This is a genomic window from Psychrobacter sp. NPDC078409 (genome assembly GCF_050268505.1).
Taxonomy (GTDB): domain Bacteria; phylum Pseudomonadota; class Gammaproteobacteria; order Pseudomonadales; family Moraxellaceae; genus Psychrobacter.
The window spans coordinates 585787-607645 of record NZ_JBNNGW010000003.1 but is presented as its reverse complement, the minus strand read 5'-3'; the positions used below and the strand labels follow the sequence as shown (position 1 = coordinate 607645).

Here is a 21859-nt window from a genome sequence, read left to right as displayed (position 1 = left end):
TATTATACCTGCATACTTTTATGCATCGCTGCCTGCGCTTTTGTACTGCTTACAATCAGCTCGTTGCCAACGATATCAGTCACTACCACTCTATCGCCGATTGCCACCTGCTCTCCTCTCGTACGGCACATCCATTCAGCCGCACCAACGATAGGAACACTAAATCTAACTGTGCCAGCTTTATCTAGCTGCGGTGACACGATAATCATCCCCACTTCACCAACTATGACACTACCGCCCAGCCCAGCTTTGGTACGATCTACTGACAACGGTTTGATAAACTTAAACCAAGCTAGCAAAAACACAGCAGAGAGCACTAACCAAACGATAATCTGAACAGAGACAGAAATAGGCAATAGCCATGATAGCGCTGCAACGATGATGGCAGCGGCACCAAACCACAAACTGGCAAACGTCGGTACAAACATCTCAACGATTAATAATAAGAAGCCTAATACTAACCAATGCCAAGGTTCAATCATCCAAAGTATCTCCATCCTTGCCACCATTCCTATCTTTATCATTCCAGTTTTTAATGTAGCACATTTTTAAGGATAACAACGCTTTAACGGTAATGATATATTACTTGTGAAGTACTTATAGATTACTGTCTTAAAAACTTATACATAAATTGTAAGCAAAAAAAAACGACCACTTAAAGTGATCGTTTCTTTATTATAGCTGTTTAGCTAAAAGCTTGTTTTCTAATTCATTAGAATTTTAGCTGTGCGCCAACAGTCATAAGGTCTGCATCGCTACCTAGCATGTCATATTCAGCTTCGACACTGAAGTCAGAGTTTACTGCATAACCAAGACCTACACCACCAGCGATGTTAGTGTCGTCGTCTGAGAAGTCAGAAGCACCAGCAAAGTTAGTATTGTTAGCTTCTACTTCAGTTTTTGCAACACCTAGCTTACCTTTTGCGTATAAGCCGCTGTTTGGGAATGCATAACGGTAAGTACCATAAGCGCCGTATGTCTTAGCATCGATGTCGCCGCCTCTATAGTCAGCATCATCTGAACCTACGTATTCTGCTTCGATACCGAAATTAGGATCAAAGTTATAACCAGCAGTTACACCATATGCAGTTGGGTCATCAGCACCATCAACATCTAGATCGAACTGACCAACTTTAGCAGCAACATATGGCTGACCTGTGTAGCCGTTGCCATAGTTAACAGCAGCTTGTGCACCTACAGAAAGTAAAGAACCAGTTGCTAGTGCAAGTATTGTTTTTTGTAGAGTTTTCATTATTAGCTCCTTGAAAGAAATTTGGACAAACAAGTTATTTATTTATATTGGCCTTGTGGCCCTATCGCCTTGTCTGCTAACGATGAATACATAGTAACAAACTATTTCAGACACTCTGTCAGAGTTTAATGGTATGAGAGTTAAGAATTGAAAGCGTTTATCAGTGTGTGGGTTACAAAGGCCTAGATATGAAACCTTTTGTTACATCCACCCAGTTTATGCAATAATCCGTACTCATTTCACAGTTTTCTTGCTAGATAAGTCAGCTAAACATGGCTGATATAACAATAATTAGAGAGAAAAAATGCAAAATTCTATCACTGAGCGCTTGCAAAGCGCACTTGCAGACTTAAAAGCAAAGCAGCAGTATCGTCAATTACCAGATCTGCAGCACGATGGCCGATACGTCGTTAATGCAGGTAAAGCTTTACTTAATATCGCGAGTAATGATTATTTGGGTTTAGGCGGTGACACTGAGCTGCAAGCTGAATTTCTAGCTCAAGTGGGACAGCTATCTACTATGCACACTCCTAAAATGAGTGCCACTTCCTCACGCCTACTGACAGGCAACGATATACAGTTAGAAGCTCTAGAAGAAGAACTGCAAAACTGGTATCAAAGTGCCGTAGAAAAACAGAATTTAACCGATTCAAAGTCGGTGCTGGTGTTGAACAGTGGCTACCACGCCAACCTAGGTATCTTGCCAGCATTGACAGCTTTGCCAGTCAAGACACTCATTTTGGCTGACAAGCTAGTACATGCCAGCATTATCGATGGGATGCGCCTGAGCCAAAGCAAACTTGTTACCTATCGTCGTTACCGTCATAACGATTACGAGCATTTAGCCAAGTTTATTGAACAAGCAGACGAGACGGTCGAACGCATCATTATTGTCACCGAGAGTATATTTAGTATGGATGGTGACCGTGCTGATTTGCCTCAACTAGTACAATTAAAATCCAAAAATGCTCGTATTGAGCTGTATGTCGATGAAGCACATGCTGTTGGAGTGCTTGGCGATACAGGTCTAGGGTTGGCGGAAGAAACAAATACCTTGGCGGATATTGACTACTTGGTGGGTACCTTTGGTAAAGCATTTGCTTCAATGGGTGCTTATATCATGTGTGATGAGGTCGTCAAACAATGGCTGATCAATGCCATGCGTCCACTGATTTTTAGTACTGCACTCCCTCCGATAAACCATGCATGGACGCGATTTATCTTAGCAAAGATGCCGACCTTAACTGATCAACGTGTGCATCTAGCACTGTTATCTACCACGCTTAGCCAAACCATTAACCCACGGCACCGTGTATCGCCAACCTTGCAAGAGACGCATTATCAATCTCCTATTATTCCTTATATATTAGGCGATAATGCGAGTACCCTTGCCAAAGCACAACAGCTACAAACCGCTGGATTTTACGCGCTGCCTATCAGGCCACCTACTGTGCCTGCAAACACTGCTCGTATTCGCTTAGTTATGAATGCCAAACTGACTAACGAAGACTGCGAGCGATTGATACAGCAGTTGTAACTTTATCGTTTGACACAAACTTTATTTCTACTATTGATAGATAACTGGCGCACTTGGATATAATGAAGCCTATGACAACATTCGACACAGCTGACGACCTCAGTGTTAGAAAACAAACCATCGCTCGCCACTTTGCTAATGCAAGCGACTATGACCAGCATGCCAATGTTCAGCAGATCATTTGTCAGTATTTATTAGACAGTATTGCTAATACCGAACAAAGTAGTGTGCTAGAAGTGGGTGCAGGCACAGGTCAAATGACGCGCCTGCTCGCTAAGCATATACAGAGCGAGCACTGGATCATTAATGAGTTATGTAGTGAGCAGACGGCTACATTGCACTCAATACTGCCAACTGCTGAGATCATTATCGGTGATGCTGAAACGATAGATTTAGCAGAAAATCATAGCTTGATAATCAGTGCTAATGCTGTGCAATGGTTTGATAATCCGTTAAGTTTCGTCACGCAATCCGCGCAGCGTCTACAACCTGAAGGACAACTGGTCTTTAGTACTTTTACGCCAAATAACTTTTTGCAAATTAAGACTCTCACTGGTCAAGGGCTTTACTATCCAGATATCGACGAATGGCAATTGGCATTAGATAGTGCTGGCTTTGAGAATACCAAACTCTCAATTCAGCGCTTTGATTTACCATTTCCTACCCCCTACGCTATCTTAAAGCATATGAAACTCACCGGCGTATCGACCAATCAAACTCAGATTACGTCAGATGATACTCAAACCTTTGTATGGACGAAATCTCGTCTACAGCAATTTGAGTCAGACTATTGGCAACATTTTTCAGGAAAGGATGAAATAGGACAGCTCGTGGTTAATTTAACCTATGAAGTGCTGATAGTGAGCGCGTTTAAACCATAAGCACGCGTCTCATCAATAAAAATAATAGCTAGCAGGAATAGTAGCTGATAGAAAAACAGCCATAAAAAAACGCACCCCAAAGGATGCGTTTTTTAATTTAACTACTTATCGATTTGCATCGACTATACCATTTTCAAAAACTTGAGTAGCAAGAAAAACGAGCGTAAGTACTACATTAAGTAGACTAAGCGAGTTTGACGCAGCTAATCGCGTTTTTGGATTTGGTATTACTTCTTGTCTTCGTCTACTTCAGTGAACTCAGCATCAACAACGTCGTCATCAGCTTTGTTGCTACCAGCATCGTCAGCACCTTGTTGGAACTGGCTTGGATCCATACCTTCTGCACCAGCACCGCTATCAGCGTAGATCTTTTGGCTGATTGGCAAGAATGCATTGTCTAATGCTTCAAGCTTAGCTTTGATTTCGTCATGGTCATCTTCTTTCGCTGCAGCTTCAAGCTCAGTGATCGCAGATTCTACTGTTGATTTTTCTTCATCAGTGACTTTATCTTCTGCTTCTTTCAGCGCTTTTTGTACGGCATGAATACGACCATCTGCTTCGTTACGAACTTGCGCTAGGTTAGCGAATTTCTCATCTTCAGCAGCATTGGCTTCTGCATCGCGAACCATTTGTTCGACTTCTTCGTCCGACAAACCAGAATCTGCTTTGATTTGGATACTTTGAGCTTTACCAGTACCTTTATCGGTTGCAGAGATGTTCATGATACCGTCAGCATTGATGTCAAAAGAAACTTCGATTTGCGGTAGGCCACGTGGTGCTGGTGGAATATCCGTCAAGTCAAAACGACCAAGCATTTTGTTTTGATTAGCGATTTTACGCTCACCTTGATATACCTGAATCGTTACAGCTGGCTGGTTGTCTTCAGCCGTTGAGAACACCTGTGATTTCTTGGTAGGAATCATGGTGTTTTTCTCGATAACTGGTGTCATGACACCGCCCATCGTTTCGATACCTAGGGTCAATGGCGTTACATCAAGTAGCAATACGTCAGTTTTGTCACCAGATAATACGGCACCTTGAATCGCTGCACCAGCTGCAACTGCTTCATCAGGGTTCACGTCTTTACGTGGCTCTTGACCAAAGAACTGCTGTACATTTTGCTGTACTAATGGCATACGAGTCTGACCACCAACCAAGATTACGTCATCGATATCGCCAATTTTTAGACCAGCATCTTCAAGTGCAGTCTTACAAGGACCCATTGTACGCTGTACTAGGTCTTCAGTTAGGCTCTCTAGTTTCGAGCGGCTGATAGTAACAACCAAATGCTTAGGACCACTGCTGTCAGCAGTGATGTATGGCAAGTTCACTTCTGTGCTTTGAGCACTTGATAGCTCAATCTTCGCTTTTTCTGCCGCTTCTTTTAGACGCTGCATCGCAAGAGAGTCACCTTTTAGGTTCACGTCTTGCTCTTTTTTGAATTCAGCCACTAAGAAATCAATCAATGCTGAGTCAAAATCTTCACCACCTAGGAAAGTATCACCGTTGGTCGCTAGTACTTCGAACTGTTGCTCGCCGTCTACGTCTGCGATTTCGATGATTGAGATATCGAAAGTACCACCACCTAGGTCATATACAGCAACAGTGCTATCGCCTTGCTTCTTGTCCATACCATAAGCAAGTGCAGCAGCAGTTGGCTCATTGATGATACGTTTTACATCAAGACCAGCGATTTTACCTGCATCTTTAGTTGCTTGACGCTGTGAGTCATTGAAGTAAGCAGGTACAGTTACAACTGCTTCAGTCACGCTCTCACCAAGATAATCTTCTGCTGTTTTTTTCATTTTTTTCAAGATTTCAGCAGAAACCTGTGGTGGCGCAAGCTTTTTACCGTTGATTTCTACCCATGCATCGCCGTTGTCTGCTTTAGCGATTTTGTAAGGAACCATGCCGATATCTTTTTGCACAACTTTGTCATCAAAACGACGACCGATCAAACGCTTAATCGCAAACAAAGTGTTGCTTGGGTTGGTTACTGCTTGACGCTTAGCTGACTGACCAACAAGCGTTTCGTCATCTTTATAAGCGACGATCGATGGTGTGGTACGAGTACCTTCAGCATTTTCGATGACTTTAACTTTGTCACCTTCCATTACCGCTACACACGAGTTAGTAGTACCTAAATCAATACCAATTACTTTACCCATAATCAATTGCTCCTAATTTGTTTTTAACTATAAATACTTATTTATCCAGACCGTAGTCGGTCACTTGTTGCTATATATCGGTTTACCCGTCGTATTTTTCAAGGTGATAATCACGCAAAAACTGTGTTTCATGTCATTTTTTGTGAAAAACCTTCATATTAGTAGGGTTTAGCCCTAAAAATATTACTGACCAACACGAACCATGGCCGGACGTAATAGACGACCGTTTAGGCTATAGCCTTTTTGTAAGACCGTACCAACTGTATCTGCCGCTGCTTCTGGGTCAATACCCACTGCTTCATGGAAGTCAGCGTTAAATTTTTCGCCTTGTGGATCGACCACTTCTACGCCGTTTTTGGTCAATACTGCAACCAATGCTTTGTGCGTTAATTGCACACCCTCAGCGACTGGGTCATTGGCATCGGCATTTTCGATAGCGCGCTCTAAATTGTCAACGATGTCTAACAATTCTTTAGCAAATTTCTGTAGTGCGAATTTTTTGCTCTTATCCGCTTCTTGCTCCATGCGTTTTTGCGCATTGTAAGCTTCAGCATTAGCGCGTGCAGTACCTTCTTTGGCTTGTTTTACTTCGCCTTCTAGCTCAGCAATACGCGCTTTGAAAGTATCAAGGTTGATTTCGTTTTCGATAGTCGTTTCTTCACCTGAATTATTCTGTGGATCAAACTCTTTCATGGTTTCTTCTAAGATACTGTCATTGTGATCAATATTCTCATGTGCCACATTTTGGTCAAGATTTTCGTGGTTCGGGTTTTGCTCGCTCATGATAGCTCCTTGGAATTTCAATAATGAAGATTAAGAGACGGCACAGTAGACCGAATAATTATTGATCCTACTATGCCATTATTAAATGCTCGATGTTTCTAACTCATTGTTTTTTTAATACGCTTCAATAGCTGCTTGATAAAGGTGATGAGGACAAATTTCAAGCCTAAAGCAAAGGAATTTTTACCATTTATGACAAATATTCGAGAAGTCTGATCAAAGAGATGCGTCAAACATTTTTGTCCCATATCAATAAATCCCAATACTTACTCACAAAAAGAACAAAAAACCACTATTTATTCCAATTGCTTTACGCTTATTAATCAAGCTATTACCAAACGATACCCTATTATTTTGCTAGCTATTTTATCATTGCTATAAATATTATCGCCTACACTCAAATGCACGCTAAAAATCATTTATGAGAGCTGTTATGTCTAATTCAAAAAATTTATCTATCAATACTTTGCTTAATAAAGCATTGATGACATTACACCTAGCGTCAAAAGAGCCATCAAGTCAAGATACAGAAGCATATGACTTATTAGAAAAACGTTTGAGCGTTAAAGAGAAACTACTCGCTTATAACCCTGTGGCAAACTACCAGCCTCATACATTGCACTATGCAATGAAAGGTCTCGGCTACTTGCCAGACCCCGTTTTAGAAGGGGTGATTGGTTACCTTAAAGGCCCTAACTCAAAACAGTATCTGCATGCAAACGCTCACCTACGTCTCATCCTTGCAGTAAACAGCTACCTCAAAACACCGTTAGAACTAACCCCAATGCCGGAATTACGTGAGAGATTTACTGCTGATGCGGTAGCCATGCAATCACCTAGAGTATGGCAGCAAGCTAATACGACTATGCTAAGCAATATAAAGCCCTTCACTAAAAAAAGTGATTCACCTGTTAGCTGGAAAGATGAAACAATTGCCAATGCGGATGATGGCGATATGACTGTCCGTTGTTATAAAGCCAGCGGCAAAAAATCTGGTTTTAGAAGAAAACGTATCCATAACCCTGATGAAACAGTCATGCTGTTCTTTCATGGTGGCGGGTTCTGCATTGGTGATGTCGATACACATCATGAGTTCTGTCACGCAGTCTGTGAGCAGACTGGCTGGTCTGTGGTTAGTGTCGATTATCGCTTAGCGCCTGAATGCCCTGCTCCAGCGGCATTGAAAGACTGTATCACCGCATATGCTTGGTTGGTTGAGCACTGTCACACATTAGGCGCATTACCCTCTCGTATCGTCTTGGCAGGTGATAGCGCGGGTGGTGGTTTATCAACTTTGATTGCGCAGCAGCTGACCGCACCGAGCAAAAGCGCATGGGCAGACTTAGGGATAGATGGACAGAAAATGTTTAATCTATTAGAAAAACTACCCAAACCATTAGCGCAGATGCCTTTGTATCCAGTCACTGATATTGAAACGGATTATCCTAGTTGGGAGCTATACGGTGAAGGTCTACTATTAGATCATGCTGATGTAGCGGTATTTGATGCTGCTTGCCTAGAGAATAGCCCACTGCCTCGCTTACACATACTGAACTCACCTATGTTGGGTGATAATAGTAGAGTTTGCCCAACTTACATTGTAGCTTCTGAGCTTGATGTATTACGTGACGAGGCATTTGCTTATGCAAAGCAGCTGAAAGGTTACGGCGTTGCTGTAGAGACCTATACTGTGCTTGGTGCACCGCATGGCTTTATTCACTTTATGAGTGTCCATCAAGGTCTTGGACAAGAAACAAACAATATCATTCATGGGTTTAGTTGCTTTGTACGTGAAATCATCAGTACACAATCCCAGTTAGCTGCATAGACCGCTTACTAGCTAATTATCGATTTGTACAATTAATTTGTATTACCAGATAGCGTAATCAACCAAATCTCTGAGCGCGATCCCAATCGAAATGGAATGCCCCAAAAACCATAACCCGAGGACACGACAAAGTGTCCTTTACCAATCTGCTCATAGCCATAGCCTAATCGATTAATAGCATTGACGATGAAATTAGCGGGAAATACTTGACCGTTGTGGGTATGTCCCGAGACTTGTAAATCTATAGGTAATTGACTGTGATTATCTATATCACTCGGTCTATGGTCTAACAATATCACTGGCTGCGATGTATCTACTTGCACAAGCAAATCGGTAGTCGCTACACGTTGACGTTTATGATTATCAAAACGTCCAACTAGCCATACTGGTTGACCCTCGTGCTCGATACAGAGCACCTCATCGTTCAACAGTTGTATACCTGCATTTTGCAGCGCTTCGCTAATAGGTCGCTCATGACCATACAAATCATGATTACCCAATGTCGCATAGACACCACGTGGCAGACTACTGCACAGTTCTGCTAAGTTTTGCTCCATATGATATTCATTAAAGGCCTCTGTATTATCATCCATAATATCTCCTGGCATCAGCAGAATATCTGCACCAGAGCGAATCATAAGTTGTTGCAATCTATCTATGGCTTTTGCACCAAATAATCGCCCTATATGCAAGTCACTAGCGACTGCAATGCGTAATGGCTTGGCTAAGGGCTTATCTATATTGATAGACAGCTTGCGTATAACAGGGGCGTAGGCACTATATAACGAATAAATAAATAGTCCTATAAATAGGAATAGCGCTAGTACTCTTAGCCCTATAGCCATCTCATTCGATTGGTGCAACGTACTGCCTGATAAAGCATTTACTAGCAGATACCCTCCGTAGAGTAGACTCACTGCCAACGCTGTCAATATCATAAAGTGCATGATTAACATCCAACCGCTAACCCAGCGATAACTGTTGGCAAATGCTCTCTTTACGCTCAATACTAATAGGCCATTAGTAATAATGAATACACTGGCCCATATTGTCGTTTGCAATGTTGGCGTTATCCAAGGCTGGAGCCACCACTGTATACTTAATACTGTACCTAAGCTAAACAACTGCAATAACAGAAAGATGGTGAAGAAGAATGCGTAACGCATGGACTACCCTTAGACATAACTACGGTTCAGTAATTGATTATCAGAAGATAGTTTGTGATGTTTCACATGAAACAACTGCTATACAACTATTTCTGATTTTTTAATGCTTGCTGGAGTGTTGAGTGTTTAAATGAATAACCTGCATCCAATAGCGCTTGTGGCAGCACCTTTTGACCATCAATAAGTAAGGTCGACATTTCGCCAAACATCAGCTTGAGCAAAAATTCTGGCAAAGTAAAAAAAGTTGGACGATGTAGCCACGAGCCAAGCGCTTTGGTAAAAGTATGATTGGTCACAGGATTCGGAGCAGTAAGGTTATATACGACTGCGTTTATATTATTTGCCGTACCGCTTGCAGTCTTGATAGTGCTGTCACTAATAGGTGTATCGTCTTGGGCTAAGCTTTGAATGTGATTAACGTCTGAGTCGCTAGTAAGTTTAAGTTGCTGCTCGATAATAAAGATGACCGCATTGACCCAATCTTCACGGCTGATCCAGCTCATGATTTGTTGTCCATCACCCAACTGTCCACCAACACCAAATTTAAATGGTAGCAACAATTTAGCTACCATGCCACCCTCAGGGTGAATAACCACACCTGTTCTGACGATAGCTACAGGAACATCGTGATCGGTCGCTTTAAGCGCTAATTGCTCCCATTCATCACATAATGTATGAGCAAAGTCCGTCTCATAATCGCTGTTTTCAGTCAGTGGCTTATCGCCTTGTGTACCATACCAGCCAATCGCCGATCCGCTTACCAGTAACTTAGGCTTGGTGCTAGCACGTGCGATAAAATCCAGTATCGACTGAGTAGGTTTGATCCGGCTCGCCATCAACTCTTCTTTTCGCTCATCGCTCCAACGAGAATCAGCAATCCCAGCGCCTGCTAAATTCAGTATGACATCAAAACTCATATCAGACATCGCAAGCTCGTCATAAGTCATCATATTGATATCATCGGGATGTAGTTGACCGCTATTACGAGTTAGCCAAGTAATCGCCACGTCTCTATTTCGCGCGCGATATCGTGCCATTAGCTCTCGACTAAAAGCACTTCCCAAAAACCCTGAACCGCCACTAATCAAAACATTCATACCCTACTCCCTATATGCCTCAAATATCACCACTATGACTTATCTTTGAATTACTTATTGCTGAAGTACTTATCGTTCAATAAAAACTAGACTGTTATAACCATCGTCTGCTTTTTTATGGTTTTTATCAAAACGACTTTTACATGCTTTTGGTAAAGGAAGGCAGAAAAATAGGCAAGCTAGCAAATAATTAATCTATAAACGCTCACGTAGATAAGGCACAGCGACACCTATCACTTTGCATTGCAAGCAATCGCTTCTGAGAAGTTTAAGAGTTTTAATAGACAATGCTATCGAACTATGAAACCTGTCGTTGCATCACGAATTTGGCTAGGTAAGGTATAACCTAAAGTATCGCCCTGCAAATAACCAATTTGCTCATCAAAATAAGCATAGGCGGCTTCAAAAGTGCTAGCAGGCGTTTGCCCTGATGGGTTGCAGCTTGTAGAAACCAATAGACCAAATGGATTCTGCTCACTGACCATCTGCTGGCAAAGCTGGCGAACTGTAGGATGCGAGATAACTCGAACAGCAATAGTCTGATGCTGACCGGTAATCCAAGTAGGTACAGTGCTCGCAAGCGGCTGAGGAATCGGTAATAACCAAGTATGTGCTTGGTTATCGTGCTGTTCATCTCTGCTATCGTCTGTCTGCCAGCTATCAATAACCTGCTGGCGCTGAACATCATCTAAAGAGGCTAGCAAAGGTGCTAAGCGAGAGACACTATCAGTAACGACTATCATGCCTTTGGCTTGTGGACGTTGTTTGATATCCAAAATACGCTGAACAGCTGCTTGGTCATAAGGGTCGCAACCAATACCCCAAACGCTTTCTGTAGGATACGCGAGCAGTTGTCCGTCTTTTAGCCACTTAGCAGCTTGAGTGGCTGAATTAGTAATAAGAGGTGTAGGTTCGCTCATGACTTAAATGGTTCATAGAAGTAAATTCTAATAATACCACAAGAGAGATATTATCTAGGAGAGTCTATAATTAAGTGCTATCTATGCCAGTGTCCAATAAGGAATATTTACGTTACTTTAAACGCGCAAATATCGTCCACCTTGTTCGCTGATAAGACCCATTAACTCAAGCTCCATTAGCTGACCAATCAACTGCGGCGCTGCAAGCTTGGTTACACTAATAAGCGCATCTAAATCCTGCCCATGCCAGTCAAGCTGCTCATAAATTGCAGTTAAATGCTCAGGCACAACGACTGTGCTGCGCGCAGGCTTTATCTCAGAGAATGGTTGCTGGCTAGTAGATTTGATTGAGTTTGTCTCTATCTCAAACGCATCATTAGACTGAGTGATAATAGAGTGATTACTAATAGAATTAGTAGCGTTCGCTGTTCTATAAGCGCCCTTATCGTAATCAAGTTGACCATTGACGTCCTCTAGTACTTGCCGAGGATGATAAACCAAGGTCGCACCTTCACGTATTAAATGATGGCAACCCTCTGCATTACTGTTATCAATATGACTAGGAATAGCAAAGACCTGTTTACCTTGCTCAGACGTGAGACGTGCTGTGATAAGAGAGCCGCTCTTGATTGTCGCTTCCGTCACAATGGTCGCAAGACTCAGCCCAGCCACCAAACGATTGCGACGCGGAAAAGTATGTTTATGCGGCTGAGTGTGTGGTAATAGCTCACTGATGATGCAGCCACCTTGCTCAACAATTTGAGTAAATAATTGATCCCGATGATTAGGATAGTTCACATCGATCCCCGTACCCATTACACCAACCGTCCGTCCCTGATAGTCAGGGTCTGCCTGCGCTAATGCACCTAAATGTGCGCGTTTATCTACACCCATAGCCAGACCGCTAGTAACGATATAACCTGCTTGCGCTAAGTACTGCGCCATATCAAACGTGATTTTTTGCGCATGCGCGGTGGGTTTGCGGCTACCTACTATAGCGATTTGTGCTTGATGCAGGCGTGCGCTATTCCCACGATAAAATAATAATGGCGGCGGGTCGTAGATTTGTGAGAGTTGGGCAGGATAATCGGCGTCATCAGCGAATAGTAAACCATAACGCCCATCTATTAATGCTTGCTGAATCTTATCGATATTGGCGAGTGTTTGCTCTGGCTGTTCATGACGTTTGAGATGGGTATGATGAATACCTAGCTGCTTCCATGCCTCTACTTTGGCTTGCCAAGCAAGCTGCGGATAACCAAAAGAAGTGATCAATTTGTGATAAGCAGATAACGACGCATTCACCTCGTACCACAGCGCTAAGATAGCGCGCTGATCGTCGGATAAAGAAGAGGTGACTGCCGTCATTGTCATCTGTCTCGTATAGGCAAGCTTAGCTTAGATTAGTATTTAGTTTAATATATTGCTTAATAAAACCTTATAGCTATTTATAAATAAGGAGGTGGTAATAACTGATCGCCAATATTAAGTGGCAGCTCAGAATCAAGTACGTAAGCATAACTGATGTGGTCAAAGGTATTAAAAACCATCACCATACCGCTAGGCTCGTTTGGTAGACGGACTGGTGTGTCATTGTCCTTAGTATCACGTACCAAAGGCCCTTTTTGATAAACCGTTAGCACATCACCTGGCTTAGCACCTTGTAAGCTACCCAAATTGATGGCGACCACACTACCCTTCGCAGCCGAGCTGATAGAGTCCATGACACGCACGATCATACCGCCGCGACTGACACTTGCAGGCGTTGGATAAAAGACAGGAGGAATAGCGTTGTCCAGCTCTACAAATACGCGATCCCCTTCACGCACTTCTTTGCCATAGCTATCGATAAGCTGCAAGCTAGTCACACCATTACTTTCTGTAGAAGTAACAAGACCAGTCGCTACCTGCGTAACTTCTAAGCCTATCACTTCTTGCGTTTTGGGGTCTACATATAGCTCACCCTCACGGTAAACGCCGTAACGCTGGCCTACGATAAGCGGTACGCCTTTAGCATAGACTTTATCACCGCGCGCAGTAATTAAGTTACGGTTTTTAGAAGCTAAAATATAAGGCGTGGTATTAAAGTCTTGGGGATTTACGATAAGCGTTTTATCAAGCCAATGCTGGATAGCCGACCACGGAATAGGAGGGATGCTATTGGCCGTTGAGGTAATCGCGACCGTACTTGTACTTACACTTCCAGTAAGCTGCTTTTCAACGCCAGCACAGCCTTCACCAGTATCAACGCCAATCAGCGTTTTTCCTTGAATCACACAAAGGATAAGAACGTCATTAGGGTAAATAAGGTTTGGATTTTTGATTTGCTTATTGGTTGCCCAAATTTCTTTCCAGCGCCAAGGACTGTCTAGATAGCGACCTGAAATATCCCATAAAGTATCGCCTTTTTTGACGATATAACGATTGGGCGCATCAGCTTTGATAGTTGGCGACGGATTGTTAGCTTGAGCCGTGCTCATCAACATGGCACTACTAAACGTCGTCATTAACAGTGCTTTTGCTATCTTTTTTAAGCTCATCTTCATCGTTATATCCACAATATGTACCACTGTGTTCGACGCAAAGAACTGTACTTGATTTATTACTGTGAAAATTTCTTAAATTAATAAAAAATCAATTATATCAGCAATTTATCAATAAAATTCTCATGGCGATTATAGGGTAACTGTTCAGTGTAATTGGCTAGAATAATTCCTAAAAAAGCGCCTAGCACGATGATGACTTGCTGACGCCGTTTCTAATATTACAATTATATCTACCATAACACAATCATAAACACTTTATTACAATGGTGTAACTTTCAAGTGGATACTTTTCTTTGTTGATGATAAGCATAAAGACCGTAATTACTTAAGCAGGATTCGGTGTGACATGTTGGCGGATTTGTTCGGCGACCAGTTCGGCCTTGTTATCCAGTACCACTACGTGCTGTGGTAAATCTTCTAACCCTTCAGTATGTGCTGGACGAGCGATATCTATTTGACCTACTGCTTCAACAATAGTGTCAGCGAACTTAACGGGTAATGCCGTTTCTGCACAAACAATAAGTTCACCATCTAACTGTAGCTCTTTAGCGACTTTAATGCCGTCTGCAGTATGTGGATCAACCAATTCACCATGCTGTTCATAAAGCGCTTTGATAGTCTGCAAGCGGTCGCTATGAGTAGATTTACCAGCAGCAAAACCGTAACGCGTATTAACCGCTTCCATCAAGTCAGACAAGTCAAACCCTCGACCTGATTTTACGCCGTCAAATAAATCATGAACGCGTGCGCTGTCTTTTTCCAATAATAAATAAACAAAACGCTCAAAGTTAGAGGCTTTTGAAATATCCATCGACGGACTAGAGGTTACGTAGGTTTTTTCAGTCGGACGCGGCTGATAAGCGCCTTGATTAAAGAAGTCATTCAATACATCGTTTTCATTGGTTGCGACAATCAGACGGTCAATTGGCAATCCCATTTCGCGAGCGATGTGACCAGCACAGATATTACCGAAGTTACCTGATGGTACGCTAAAGCTGACTTTTTCATCGTTGCTCGTCGTGACCGCAAAGTAAGCTTTAAAGTAATAAACAATCTGCGCTAGGATACGACCCCAGTTGATAGAGTTTACTGTGCCTAGGTTATAAGCGGCTTTAAACTCAGCATCTTGCTGTAGCGCTTTAACGATGTCTTGGCAATCATCAAACATCCCATCGATAGCTATATTATGAATATTTTCATCGGTCAAACTATACATCTGCGCACGCTGGAATTCACTCATTTTGCCATGTGGTGACAGCATAAAGACTTCAATATTTTCCTTGCCGCGCAATGCATACTCTGCAGCACTACCCGTGTCACCACTGGTTGCACCGATAATCGTAATACGCGCGTCTTTTTTCTTAAGCACATACTCAAAGGCATTGCCTAAGAACTGCATGGCAACATCTTTAAATGCCAATGTCGGACCGTTTGATAATCCTAGAATATATAAGTTATCTTCAAGTTTGCGGACAGGAACAATCTCGTCAGAACCAAACACATCAGCAGTGTAAGTACGCTCAATGATATCTTGCAAATCAGCCACAGGAATATCAGTGGCAAAACGCTGCATAATCGCCATTGCAAGCTTTGGATAGCTGAGCGTACGCCATTCATCAAGGGTTGCACTATCGATATTTGGATAATGCTCAGGCAACATCAAACCACCGTCTGGGGCAAGACCCATCAAAAGCACATCACTAAAATCCATCGGCGCTGTCTGACCACGGGTACTGATATATTTCATTAGATTGTCCTGTCTACAATAATGTTATTCAATAATTAAAACGGTTTATTCAGCAGTTTTTTGTAGCAATGCATAATAAAAACCATCACCATTCTCGCTATCAATGGGTAAGCACTGACGACCGATTGCTTGTTCGATACCCCAGTTGCAATCTTCAGTAAACTCGATCACTACTGCGTCATTATGATGAGTGATAAAGTCCTGCATTTGCTCGACGTTCTCTTGCTTTAAGATAGAACAGGTCACGTACAGCAGATAACCACCAGCTTTGAGTTGTGGCCATAAGTTATGCAAGATATCTGCTTGCAACAGTGCCGTTTGCTCGATGTCTTCTTCAGTACGCAGGATACTGATATCTGGATGACGGCGAATCACGCCAGTCGCAGTACAAGGAGAGTCCAATAATATTGCATCAAATACGGGTTCATTGGTAGCCGCTTTTTTATTCTTGCCATGCTGCCATCTGGTCGCATCTGCACAGACTATATTAAGTGCAATGCTGTTATTTGCTTGCTGCAAATCATGCTGACTTAAATTTAGGCGTTGTAAGTTCTCACGAATACGCTCGATACGTGGTGCTTCGTTATCGATAGCCGTTACTTTGATATCAGTAATCGCAGATGACGTTTCAGATGATATCTCATTGTTGTCTTGTTTCACGTGAAACAACGATGATTCGTCGTTAGCGCTTACAAGCTCTAACCAGTGAGCAAGCTTGCCACCAGGTGCCGCACAAGCATCTAGAATATGTATCTCATTATTCGTACTTTCCGTATCAGATTTTTCAGCACTAAGCTTAACCATTAATGCTTTATTGATAATCGGTGCAGCTAACTGAGCATGCATATCTTGTACGCTAGCTGCTCCTAAAGCAAAATCAGGCAAAGCGTTAACGGCAGTGCTTTGATGTAGTCTAAGACCTTTGGTTGATAGCGTGGTAGAAGCGGCAGTCTCTGATGAGTTCGCTACCTTAAAGCCAGTCGTTAGCTCAACGATATCTGCATCAATTTCTGCCCCGTCCAATGCATGCTGATAATCCTCTACCGAAGTAACCGCCGAATTCACTCGTAAAAACATCGGTGCTGGTTGGCGTAAGCCTTGTGTCAGCTCATCATACTGCTCGCTCCAATCTTGCTTAAGCTGGTAAGCAAGCCAATTTGGTAGACTATGCTTTTTATCGCATTTCTTACGGAATTTGCTTGGATTCTTGGCGACTTTACGCAAAATAGCATTCACCAAACCAGTCGAGTGAGCGAACTCAATCTCTTTGGCAGCTTCAACGGTTTCATGAATCGCAGCATGGTCAGCCACTTCTAAGTAAAGCAACTGTACTAAGCCGACTTGAATGGTGGTACGCACCTCAACTTCGTCGATAGGGTTGTCTGCTAAGCTATCGAGCAAACGTGCCAGCGCGTGCCATTGGCGCAATGTCATAAGCAGTAGCGCATGGGCAAAACCTTTGTCACCATCATGTAGACTATTCAATAATGGATCAAGGACGCTTGAGAGCGACTGACCATTTTGAATAGCCAGTAATGTACGAATCACACGCACGCGTACGCTGCCATTCATAATAAGATTGCTTGATGGTTTGAGCTTATTGTTTCTAGGCGCAGTACTGTTTTGTCTCATTAAATTTCATTTCCTTGACGTATCATCGATAGCGTCTTGTGCAAGTAGGTTAAATATAAGTAACGTTATTTTGTTTCTGTCGTAAGTTGATCGCCGTCATTTAATTGGTTGCCGTGGCAAACTTGTTCAGCTGTCATTGGCTTACCACCTGCAAACTGTAAATGGGTAATAGCTAAAGTGGTGGCCGACGATTCAGTGTCACTCTCTTTACCACAAGCGACTAAGATCGCTTTTCGTCCGACACTGATGACCGTTCCAGCAGGCTCACTGGTTTGCTGCGATGTATTTACAGGTAAACTAGCCAACACTTTGACGCGCTGCCCTGCTAGGAAAGTATAAGCACCTGGCCATGGTGTCAGCCCACGAATTTGACGTTCAATAGCGGCAGCAGGCTGCGCCCAATCAATTTCGCCTTCGGTTTTGACCAGCTTTTCAGCATAATTGGCTTGACTATCATTTTGAGCAATAGCTTGAGCTTGATAAGCAGCTAAATCTTTTAGCACCGTACTAATGGCTGTCGCACCAAGTGCAGCCATCTTATCATGTAGGCTAGCAGCGGTATCTTCAGAGGCGATATTTGCAATGACTTTATAAAGCATGTCACCCGTATCCAGACCTTTGTCCATCTGCATAATGGTAATGCCGGTCTCATCGTCTCCGGCCAAGAGTGCGCGATGGATAGGTGCAGCACCGCGCCAGCGTGGCAACAGTGAAGCGTGAATATTCAAGCAACCATGAGTAGGCGTCTCTAATACACCGATAGGTAGGATCAACCCGTAAGCGGCGACAATCATCACATCTGGTTGGTAAGTGCGCAGAGTTTGCCTAGCAGCTAGCCCTTCTGCACTAGACTTTTTAAAAGTGACTGGCTGCTCTACAGCGATATCATGTGCCAATGCAACTTCTTTTACCGCAGAGGCTGACAACTTTTGACCACGACCTGCTTTACGATCAGGCTGCGTGTAAACAGCGACTATCTCTATATTCAGCGCTTCTTGCTGCTTAATTAATGACTCAAGGCTAATAGCAGCAAATTCAGGCGTACCCGCAAATACTACCCTTAATCGGTTAGTAGTTGGGTTATCATGGTCAGTAAGCGAGTTAGATGTATCAAAGGTAGGAGCAGTTGTAGTCATAATCATGCATTATATAAGGTTTATTTGTTCATTATAGGTGAGTTTACGGCGCAGTGCCATGATTGTAATGACTTCACTTCATGATAACCAATGACATTATTTGCCTTTATAATATCAAGGACATCGAACGTTCTATTTATATCTTTTACAAAACAATTTGGTGTTAATAACCACTCTCTGTAAACAGTAAGCCGTTATTCTGCTATAAATAGAAGGTAACACTAGAAATGTTAGACAATTCAGCTGTCGTATAATTCATATACTATATGTAGAAACCTCATTTTAATTTCACTATATTCTTTCGTGTCGAGATAGGGCCACGCTTTCATGCAACAGTTTCAGTCCTTACAACGCTTATTGATTTTTTATGCCTTGTCTCTCACGGTTATGTTACTGCTGTACTATGTCACAATGTTTGATGGGATGAAAAAACATAGTGAGCAACATAGCATAGATACTTTTTATGCCCTACAGCACAGTATTATTGAGCATGCAGCACCTGTAGATAGCGAAATAAAAAGAATCTTAGAGCAACCTACTTTTGATCACCTTAGTTATCAGCTGATTTTGATGATGCCTTCTGGGCAGACCTATATTCATCATAATACTCGTCCTAATGAATCTGCTTTTTCTACCGTTGCTTTCCCTACCATCGGTACATCAGCTTCTAGCAGCAGCGACCATAGCTCTTATACTGTCAATAGCAATGAACTAACAGGGATCATTAATCTAAAAAGCGGACATCAGATTTATATCGTATTACGTCATGAGCCTTTTGTTGTTGACTGGATATCTTACCGTTACTGGCTCCCTTTGATGGTCGCCATCGTACTATTTTTCATGGCATTGCTCTATATGCTCAATCGTCGAACCAACTGGGAGCAATTACTGGTTTATACGGATAATTTGAGTAGCCGCGCAAAAGAATCTTATACGCCGCCGCCATTCTTACAAAAGAAATCTACTACCGAGTTCATGCTGTTAGGTCATGCGCTAAGTCGCGTCAGCTACCAACTACATAATGACTATCGGCGTATAAAAACATTGACTCATCGTTTAGAACGCTTGGTTGATCAAGCGCCCTTACCGATGTTGATGAGTATACGACATGGTCAAATTAGTTTCTATAATCAGCGCTTTGAGCAAGTATTTACTCCTCTTACACAGAGAGGGCAAAGCTATGAGCTAACTGATTTCGTTGAAGGGAAAGATGAGGCCACTCAAATACTGTTAAAAACTATCTCAAGTTTGCGCGTTACTCGCACACTGATAGTTTATGGCTTGGAAAATAAACAAGCCTACCAACTACACGTAACACCATGGTTCGGTGAACATGGGCAAGTTCACGGTTTTACTGTGATTTTCAATAATGTCGATGAGATTTTCCATCAGTCTGAACAACTACAGCTACACAACCAACAACTGCAATTACAAATTGATGAATCAAACGAAGCTCAAGCATTTATAGGTCGTAAGTTAAGGATACCACTAGAGAAGATAATTGATTCGTTGGAACCCATCGACCCTTCAACATTGACGGCTCAAGGCAAAAAAACTCTAAATACATTGATTACAACCAGTCAAAGCATGTTGACTGTGCTCAATGAGACGCTAACAACAGAGGAAGTTGAAGTCCGAAAAACACGTCTAAGTATAGAAACGGTTGATATTTATAAGGTAAGCAAAGAGGTTAGCAATTTAGTCACAAAAGAAATAAGACAACAAGGGTTAGAATTGATTTATTTCTTTGCGCCGGACTGTCCTCGTTACATCGAAACTGATTACATTCGACTGCACCATATCCTATTAAATCTGTTGAAAAACGCTATTAGTTTTACAACATCAGGCTATGTCGCGCTCACTGTTGATCGTGTACCTGAAGATAAAGTAACGCGAATAAGTAATCAGCATTTAACTCCTAACAATGACACGACAATGCCTGCGCAGACATCTTATTGGATTCGGTTTAGCGTAAAAGACACTGGAGCAACTATTACTCCTGAGAGAAAAAATCAATTAGTCAATATCTTGAATCAAAGCAATCATAACTTAGTTGAAGACAGTAATATTGGCTTGAGTGATGCCAATAGCTTTGCTCAGTTACTCGGCGGTTTCATCGAACTCAGTAATACGGTGGATAAAGAAACGATATTTAGCCTCTACCTTCCTTATCCTCATACCACTTATCAATCGGTATATCATCGTTGTTCGCAGCTACCCCATATCCACCTTATCGCTATCATCAATCAGCCTCTAGTTGCTGAACATTTACAACGTTTGTGCGAGTACTTAACGATATCCGTGACTATCTACAGCGCTTTAGATAGAGCCACTGCACAGCAGCTAAAAAAACAATTAAAACAAGATGAGCAAACTGTCATTCCTGTCTTGTTATTAGATTATGAGTACAGCGAATCCATCACCTTACCAGATCATGCGAGCAACAAGTATAGCGAGCAACAAGAAGTGTTAAACGACCTAGTCGCTACGCCTTCACTACCGAAGATATTACTTAGCATGAAACTTGAAAGACATATCCCTTCTACTTTACTAGGCCAGTATGATGGATTTTTGACCAAACCCTTGGACGCAAGTTTACTACTTTCTGAACTGCTACGTTTAACCTTGTTTGCAAGGAAAACGCTAAACATACTGGTCAAACATCAATATGACAGCAGTCTATCTTTTGTAGAAGAAGAGATACCTAAGAAAGAAATCTTGTCTCCACTTATCTTAGTGGTAGAGGACAGTCCTACTAACCAAAAGATAGCCTGCAAGATGTTAAGTAAACTTGGTTATCGTAGCATCGTCGCAGAAGATGGACAGCAAGCACTTGAGAAGCTCAAAAGCCAACGTGAAGAGATCTCTCTGATTTTGATGGACTGCCGGATGCCCGTTATGGATGGCTTACAAGCCACACAAGTGATTCGTTCACAAGGTGATAAAATACCGATTGTGGCGCTAACTGCAAATAATACAGAAGAAGATCGCGAGGCTTGTATGCAAGTTGGTATGGACGAGTTTTTATCCAAACCCATTAGTAAGAAAGACTTAGAATCCGTTTTGCAGAGTTTTATACAATAAATCTCTAGTGCAAATAAAAAATACCCTATCGATATCACTTAATCAAAGTAATATCGATAGGGTCAAAAACTTGGTACGAGGA

General features: G+C 42.3%; 16 protein-coding genes. 4 read left to right on the top strand and 12 right to left on the bottom strand.

From position 1 onward, the window contains the following. Nucleotides 1-2: 2 nt before the first annotated feature. The gene (locus tag ACQKC9_RS08560) at nt 3-482 is read right to left on the bottom strand and encodes an NfeD family protein (RefSeq protein ID WP_057762204.1); all 480 of its coding nucleotides are present in this window, start codon (nt 480-482) and stop codon (nt 3-5) included. 230 nt (nt 483-712) lie between these two features. Then, the gene (locus tag ACQKC9_RS08555; RefSeq protein ID WP_201547565.1) at nt 713-1252 is read right to left on the bottom strand and encodes a porin family protein; all 540 of its coding nucleotides are present in this window, start codon (nt 1250-1252) and stop codon (nt 713-715) included. A gap of 304 nt (nt 1253-1556) precedes the next feature. Between ACQKC9_RS08555 and ACQKC9_RS08550 the strand changes: the two genes are divergently transcribed. Together ACQKC9_RS08550 and ACQKC9_RS08545 are read left to right on the top strand one after the other, a co-directional pair. Continuing rightward, nucleotides 1557-2789, top strand: a complete 1233-nt coding sequence (locus tag ACQKC9_RS08550; RefSeq protein WP_427621384.1) for an 8-amino-7-oxononanoate synthase — start codon at nt 1557-1559, stop codon at nt 2787-2789. Between the two features lie 71 nt (nt 2790-2860). Further along, nucleotides 2861-3670, top strand: coding sequence for a methyltransferase domain-containing protein (locus tag ACQKC9_RS08545; protein ID WP_427621383.1), 810 nt, complete (start codon nt 2861-2863; stop codon nt 3668-3670). Between the two features lie 227 nt (nt 3671-3897). Here the strand turns inward: ACQKC9_RS08545 and dnaK are convergent, their stop codons facing one another. Beyond that, entirely contained in the window at nt 3898-5838 is a 1941-nt protein-coding gene (gene dnaK / locus ACQKC9_RS08540) for a molecular chaperone DnaK (RefSeq protein ID WP_298811083.1), read from the bottom strand. Between the two features lie 183 nt (nt 5839-6021). After that, on the bottom strand, nt 6022-6621 hold the full coding sequence (gene grpE, locus ACQKC9_RS08535; protein ID WP_057762215.1) for a nucleotide exchange factor GrpE: 600 nt from the start codon (nt 6619-6621) through the stop codon (nt 6022-6024). 433 nt (nt 6622-7054) lie between these two features. Here grpE and ACQKC9_RS08530 point away from each other — a divergent pair, with 433 nt between their 5' ends. Next, a complete protein-coding gene (locus tag ACQKC9_RS08530) occupies nt 7055-8449 on the top strand; it encodes an alpha/beta hydrolase (RefSeq protein ID WP_427621382.1) in 1395 nt (464 codons plus the stop codon). Nucleotides 8450-8481: 32 nt separating this feature from the next. On the opposite strand, the gene ACQKC9_RS08525 is transcribed toward ACQKC9_RS08530, so the two are convergent. The 8 genes from ACQKC9_RS08525 to fmt form a co-directional block, all read right to left on the bottom strand. Then, complete coding sequence (locus ACQKC9_RS08525) at nt 8482-9615, bottom strand: metallophosphoesterase (RefSeq protein WP_427621380.1); 1134 nt, start codon at nt 9613-9615, stop codon at nt 8482-8484. Nucleotides 9616-9701: 86 nt separating this feature from the next. Continuing rightward, nucleotides 9702-10712: a TIGR01777 family oxidoreductase gene (locus ACQKC9_RS08520; RefSeq protein WP_427621379.1), complete on the bottom strand. Its 1011-nt coding sequence runs from the start codon at nt 10710-10712 to the stop codon at nt 9702-9704. 290 nt (nt 10713-11002) lie between these two features. Beyond that, entirely contained in the window at nt 11003-11632 is a 630-nt protein-coding gene (locus tag ACQKC9_RS08515) for an L-threonylcarbamoyladenylate synthase (protein ID WP_427621378.1), read from the bottom strand. A gap of 117 nt (nt 11633-11749) precedes the next feature. Next, entirely contained in the window at nt 11750-13000 is a 1251-nt protein-coding gene (gene dprA, locus ACQKC9_RS08510) for a DNA-processing protein DprA (protein WP_427621430.1), read from the bottom strand. Nucleotides 13001-13080: 80 nt separating this feature from the next. Continuing rightward, the gene (locus ACQKC9_RS08505; RefSeq protein WP_427621377.1) at nt 13081-14178 is read right to left on the bottom strand and encodes a LysM peptidoglycan-binding domain-containing protein; all 1098 of its coding nucleotides are present in this window, start codon (nt 14176-14178) and stop codon (nt 13081-13083) included. Between the two features lie 325 nt (nt 14179-14503). Then, nucleotides 14504-15925, bottom strand: a complete 1422-nt coding sequence (gene thrC, locus ACQKC9_RS08500) for a threonine synthase (protein ID WP_427621376.1) — start codon at nt 15923-15925, stop codon at nt 14504-14506. A gap of 45 nt (nt 15926-15970) precedes the next feature. Continuing rightward, entirely contained in the window at nt 15971-17557 is a 1587-nt protein-coding gene (locus ACQKC9_RS08495) for a transcription antitermination factor NusB (protein ID WP_427621375.1), read from the bottom strand. Between the two features lie 65 nt (nt 17558-17622). Then, complete coding sequence (fmt, locus tag ACQKC9_RS08490) at nt 17623-18693, bottom strand: methionyl-tRNA formyltransferase (RefSeq protein ID WP_427621373.1); 1071 nt, start codon at nt 18691-18693, stop codon at nt 17623-17625. 327 nt (nt 18694-19020) lie between these two features. Between fmt and ACQKC9_RS08485 the strand changes: the two genes are divergently transcribed. Continuing rightward, nucleotides 19021-21777 (top strand): response regulator, encoded by a 2757-nt coding sequence (locus ACQKC9_RS08485; RefSeq protein ID WP_427621371.1) that lies wholly within the window; start codon nt 19021-19023, stop codon nt 21775-21777. Nucleotides 21778-21859 lie beyond the last annotated feature (82 nt).

Bases quoted from the DNA above. Each gene is read 5' to 3' on its own strand.
- ACQKC9_RS08550 (WP_427621384.1), top strand. From the start codon at position 1,557: ATGCAAAATTCTATCACTGAGCGCTTGCAAAGCGCACTTGCAGACTTA.
- ACQKC9_RS08495 (WP_427621375.1), bottom strand. From the start codon at position 17,557: ATGAGACAAAACAGTACTGCGCCTAGAAACAATAAGCTCAAACCATCA.
- ACQKC9_RS08520 (WP_427621379.1), bottom strand. From the start codon at position 10,712: ATGAATGTTTTGATTAGTGGCGGTTCAGGGTTTTTGGGAAGTGCTTTT.
- dnaK (WP_298811083.1), bottom strand. From the start codon at position 5,838: ATGGGTAAAGTAATTGGTATTGATTTAGGTACTACTAACTCGTGTGTA.
- fmt (WP_427621373.1), bottom strand. From the start codon at position 18,693: ATGACTACAACTGCTCCTACCTTTGATACATCTAACTCGCTTACTGAC.
- ACQKC9_RS08560 (WP_057762204.1), bottom strand. From the start codon at position 482: ATGATTGAACCTTGGCATTGGTTAGTATTAGGCTTCTTATTATTAATC.
- ACQKC9_RS08525 (WP_427621380.1), bottom strand. From the start codon at position 9,615: ATGCGTTACGCATTCTTCTTCACCATCTTTCTGTTATTGCAGTTGTTT.
- ACQKC9_RS08530 (WP_427621382.1), top strand. From the start codon at position 7,055: ATGTCTAATTCAAAAAATTTATCTATCAATACTTTGCTTAATAAAGCA.
- grpE (WP_057762215.1), bottom strand. From the start codon at position 6,621: ATGAGCGAGCAAAACCCGAACCACGAAAATCTTGACCAAAATGTGGCA.
- thrC (WP_427621376.1), bottom strand. From the start codon at position 15,925: ATGAAATATATCAGTACCCGTGGTCAGACAGCGCCGATGGATTTTAGT.
- ACQKC9_RS08515 (WP_427621378.1), bottom strand. From the start codon at position 11,632: ATGAGCGAACCTACACCTCTTATTACTAATTCAGCCACTCAAGCTGCT.
- ACQKC9_RS08545 (WP_427621383.1), top strand. From the start codon at position 2,861: ATGACAACATTCGACACAGCTGACGACCTCAGTGTTAGAAAACAAACC.
- ACQKC9_RS08555 (WP_201547565.1), bottom strand. From the start codon at position 1,252: ATGAAAACTCTACAAAAAACAATACTTGCACTAGCAACTGGTTCTTTA.
- dprA (WP_427621430.1), bottom strand. From the start codon at position 13,000: ATGACGGCAGTCACCTCTTCTTTATCCGACGATCAGCGCGCTATCTTA.
- ACQKC9_RS08485 (WP_427621371.1), top strand. From the start codon at position 19,021: ATGCAACAGTTTCAGTCCTTACAACGCTTATTGATTTTTTATGCCTTG.
- ACQKC9_RS08505 (WP_427621377.1), bottom strand. From the start codon at position 14,178: ATGAAGATGAGCTTAAAAAAGATAGCAAAAGCACTGTTAATGACGACG.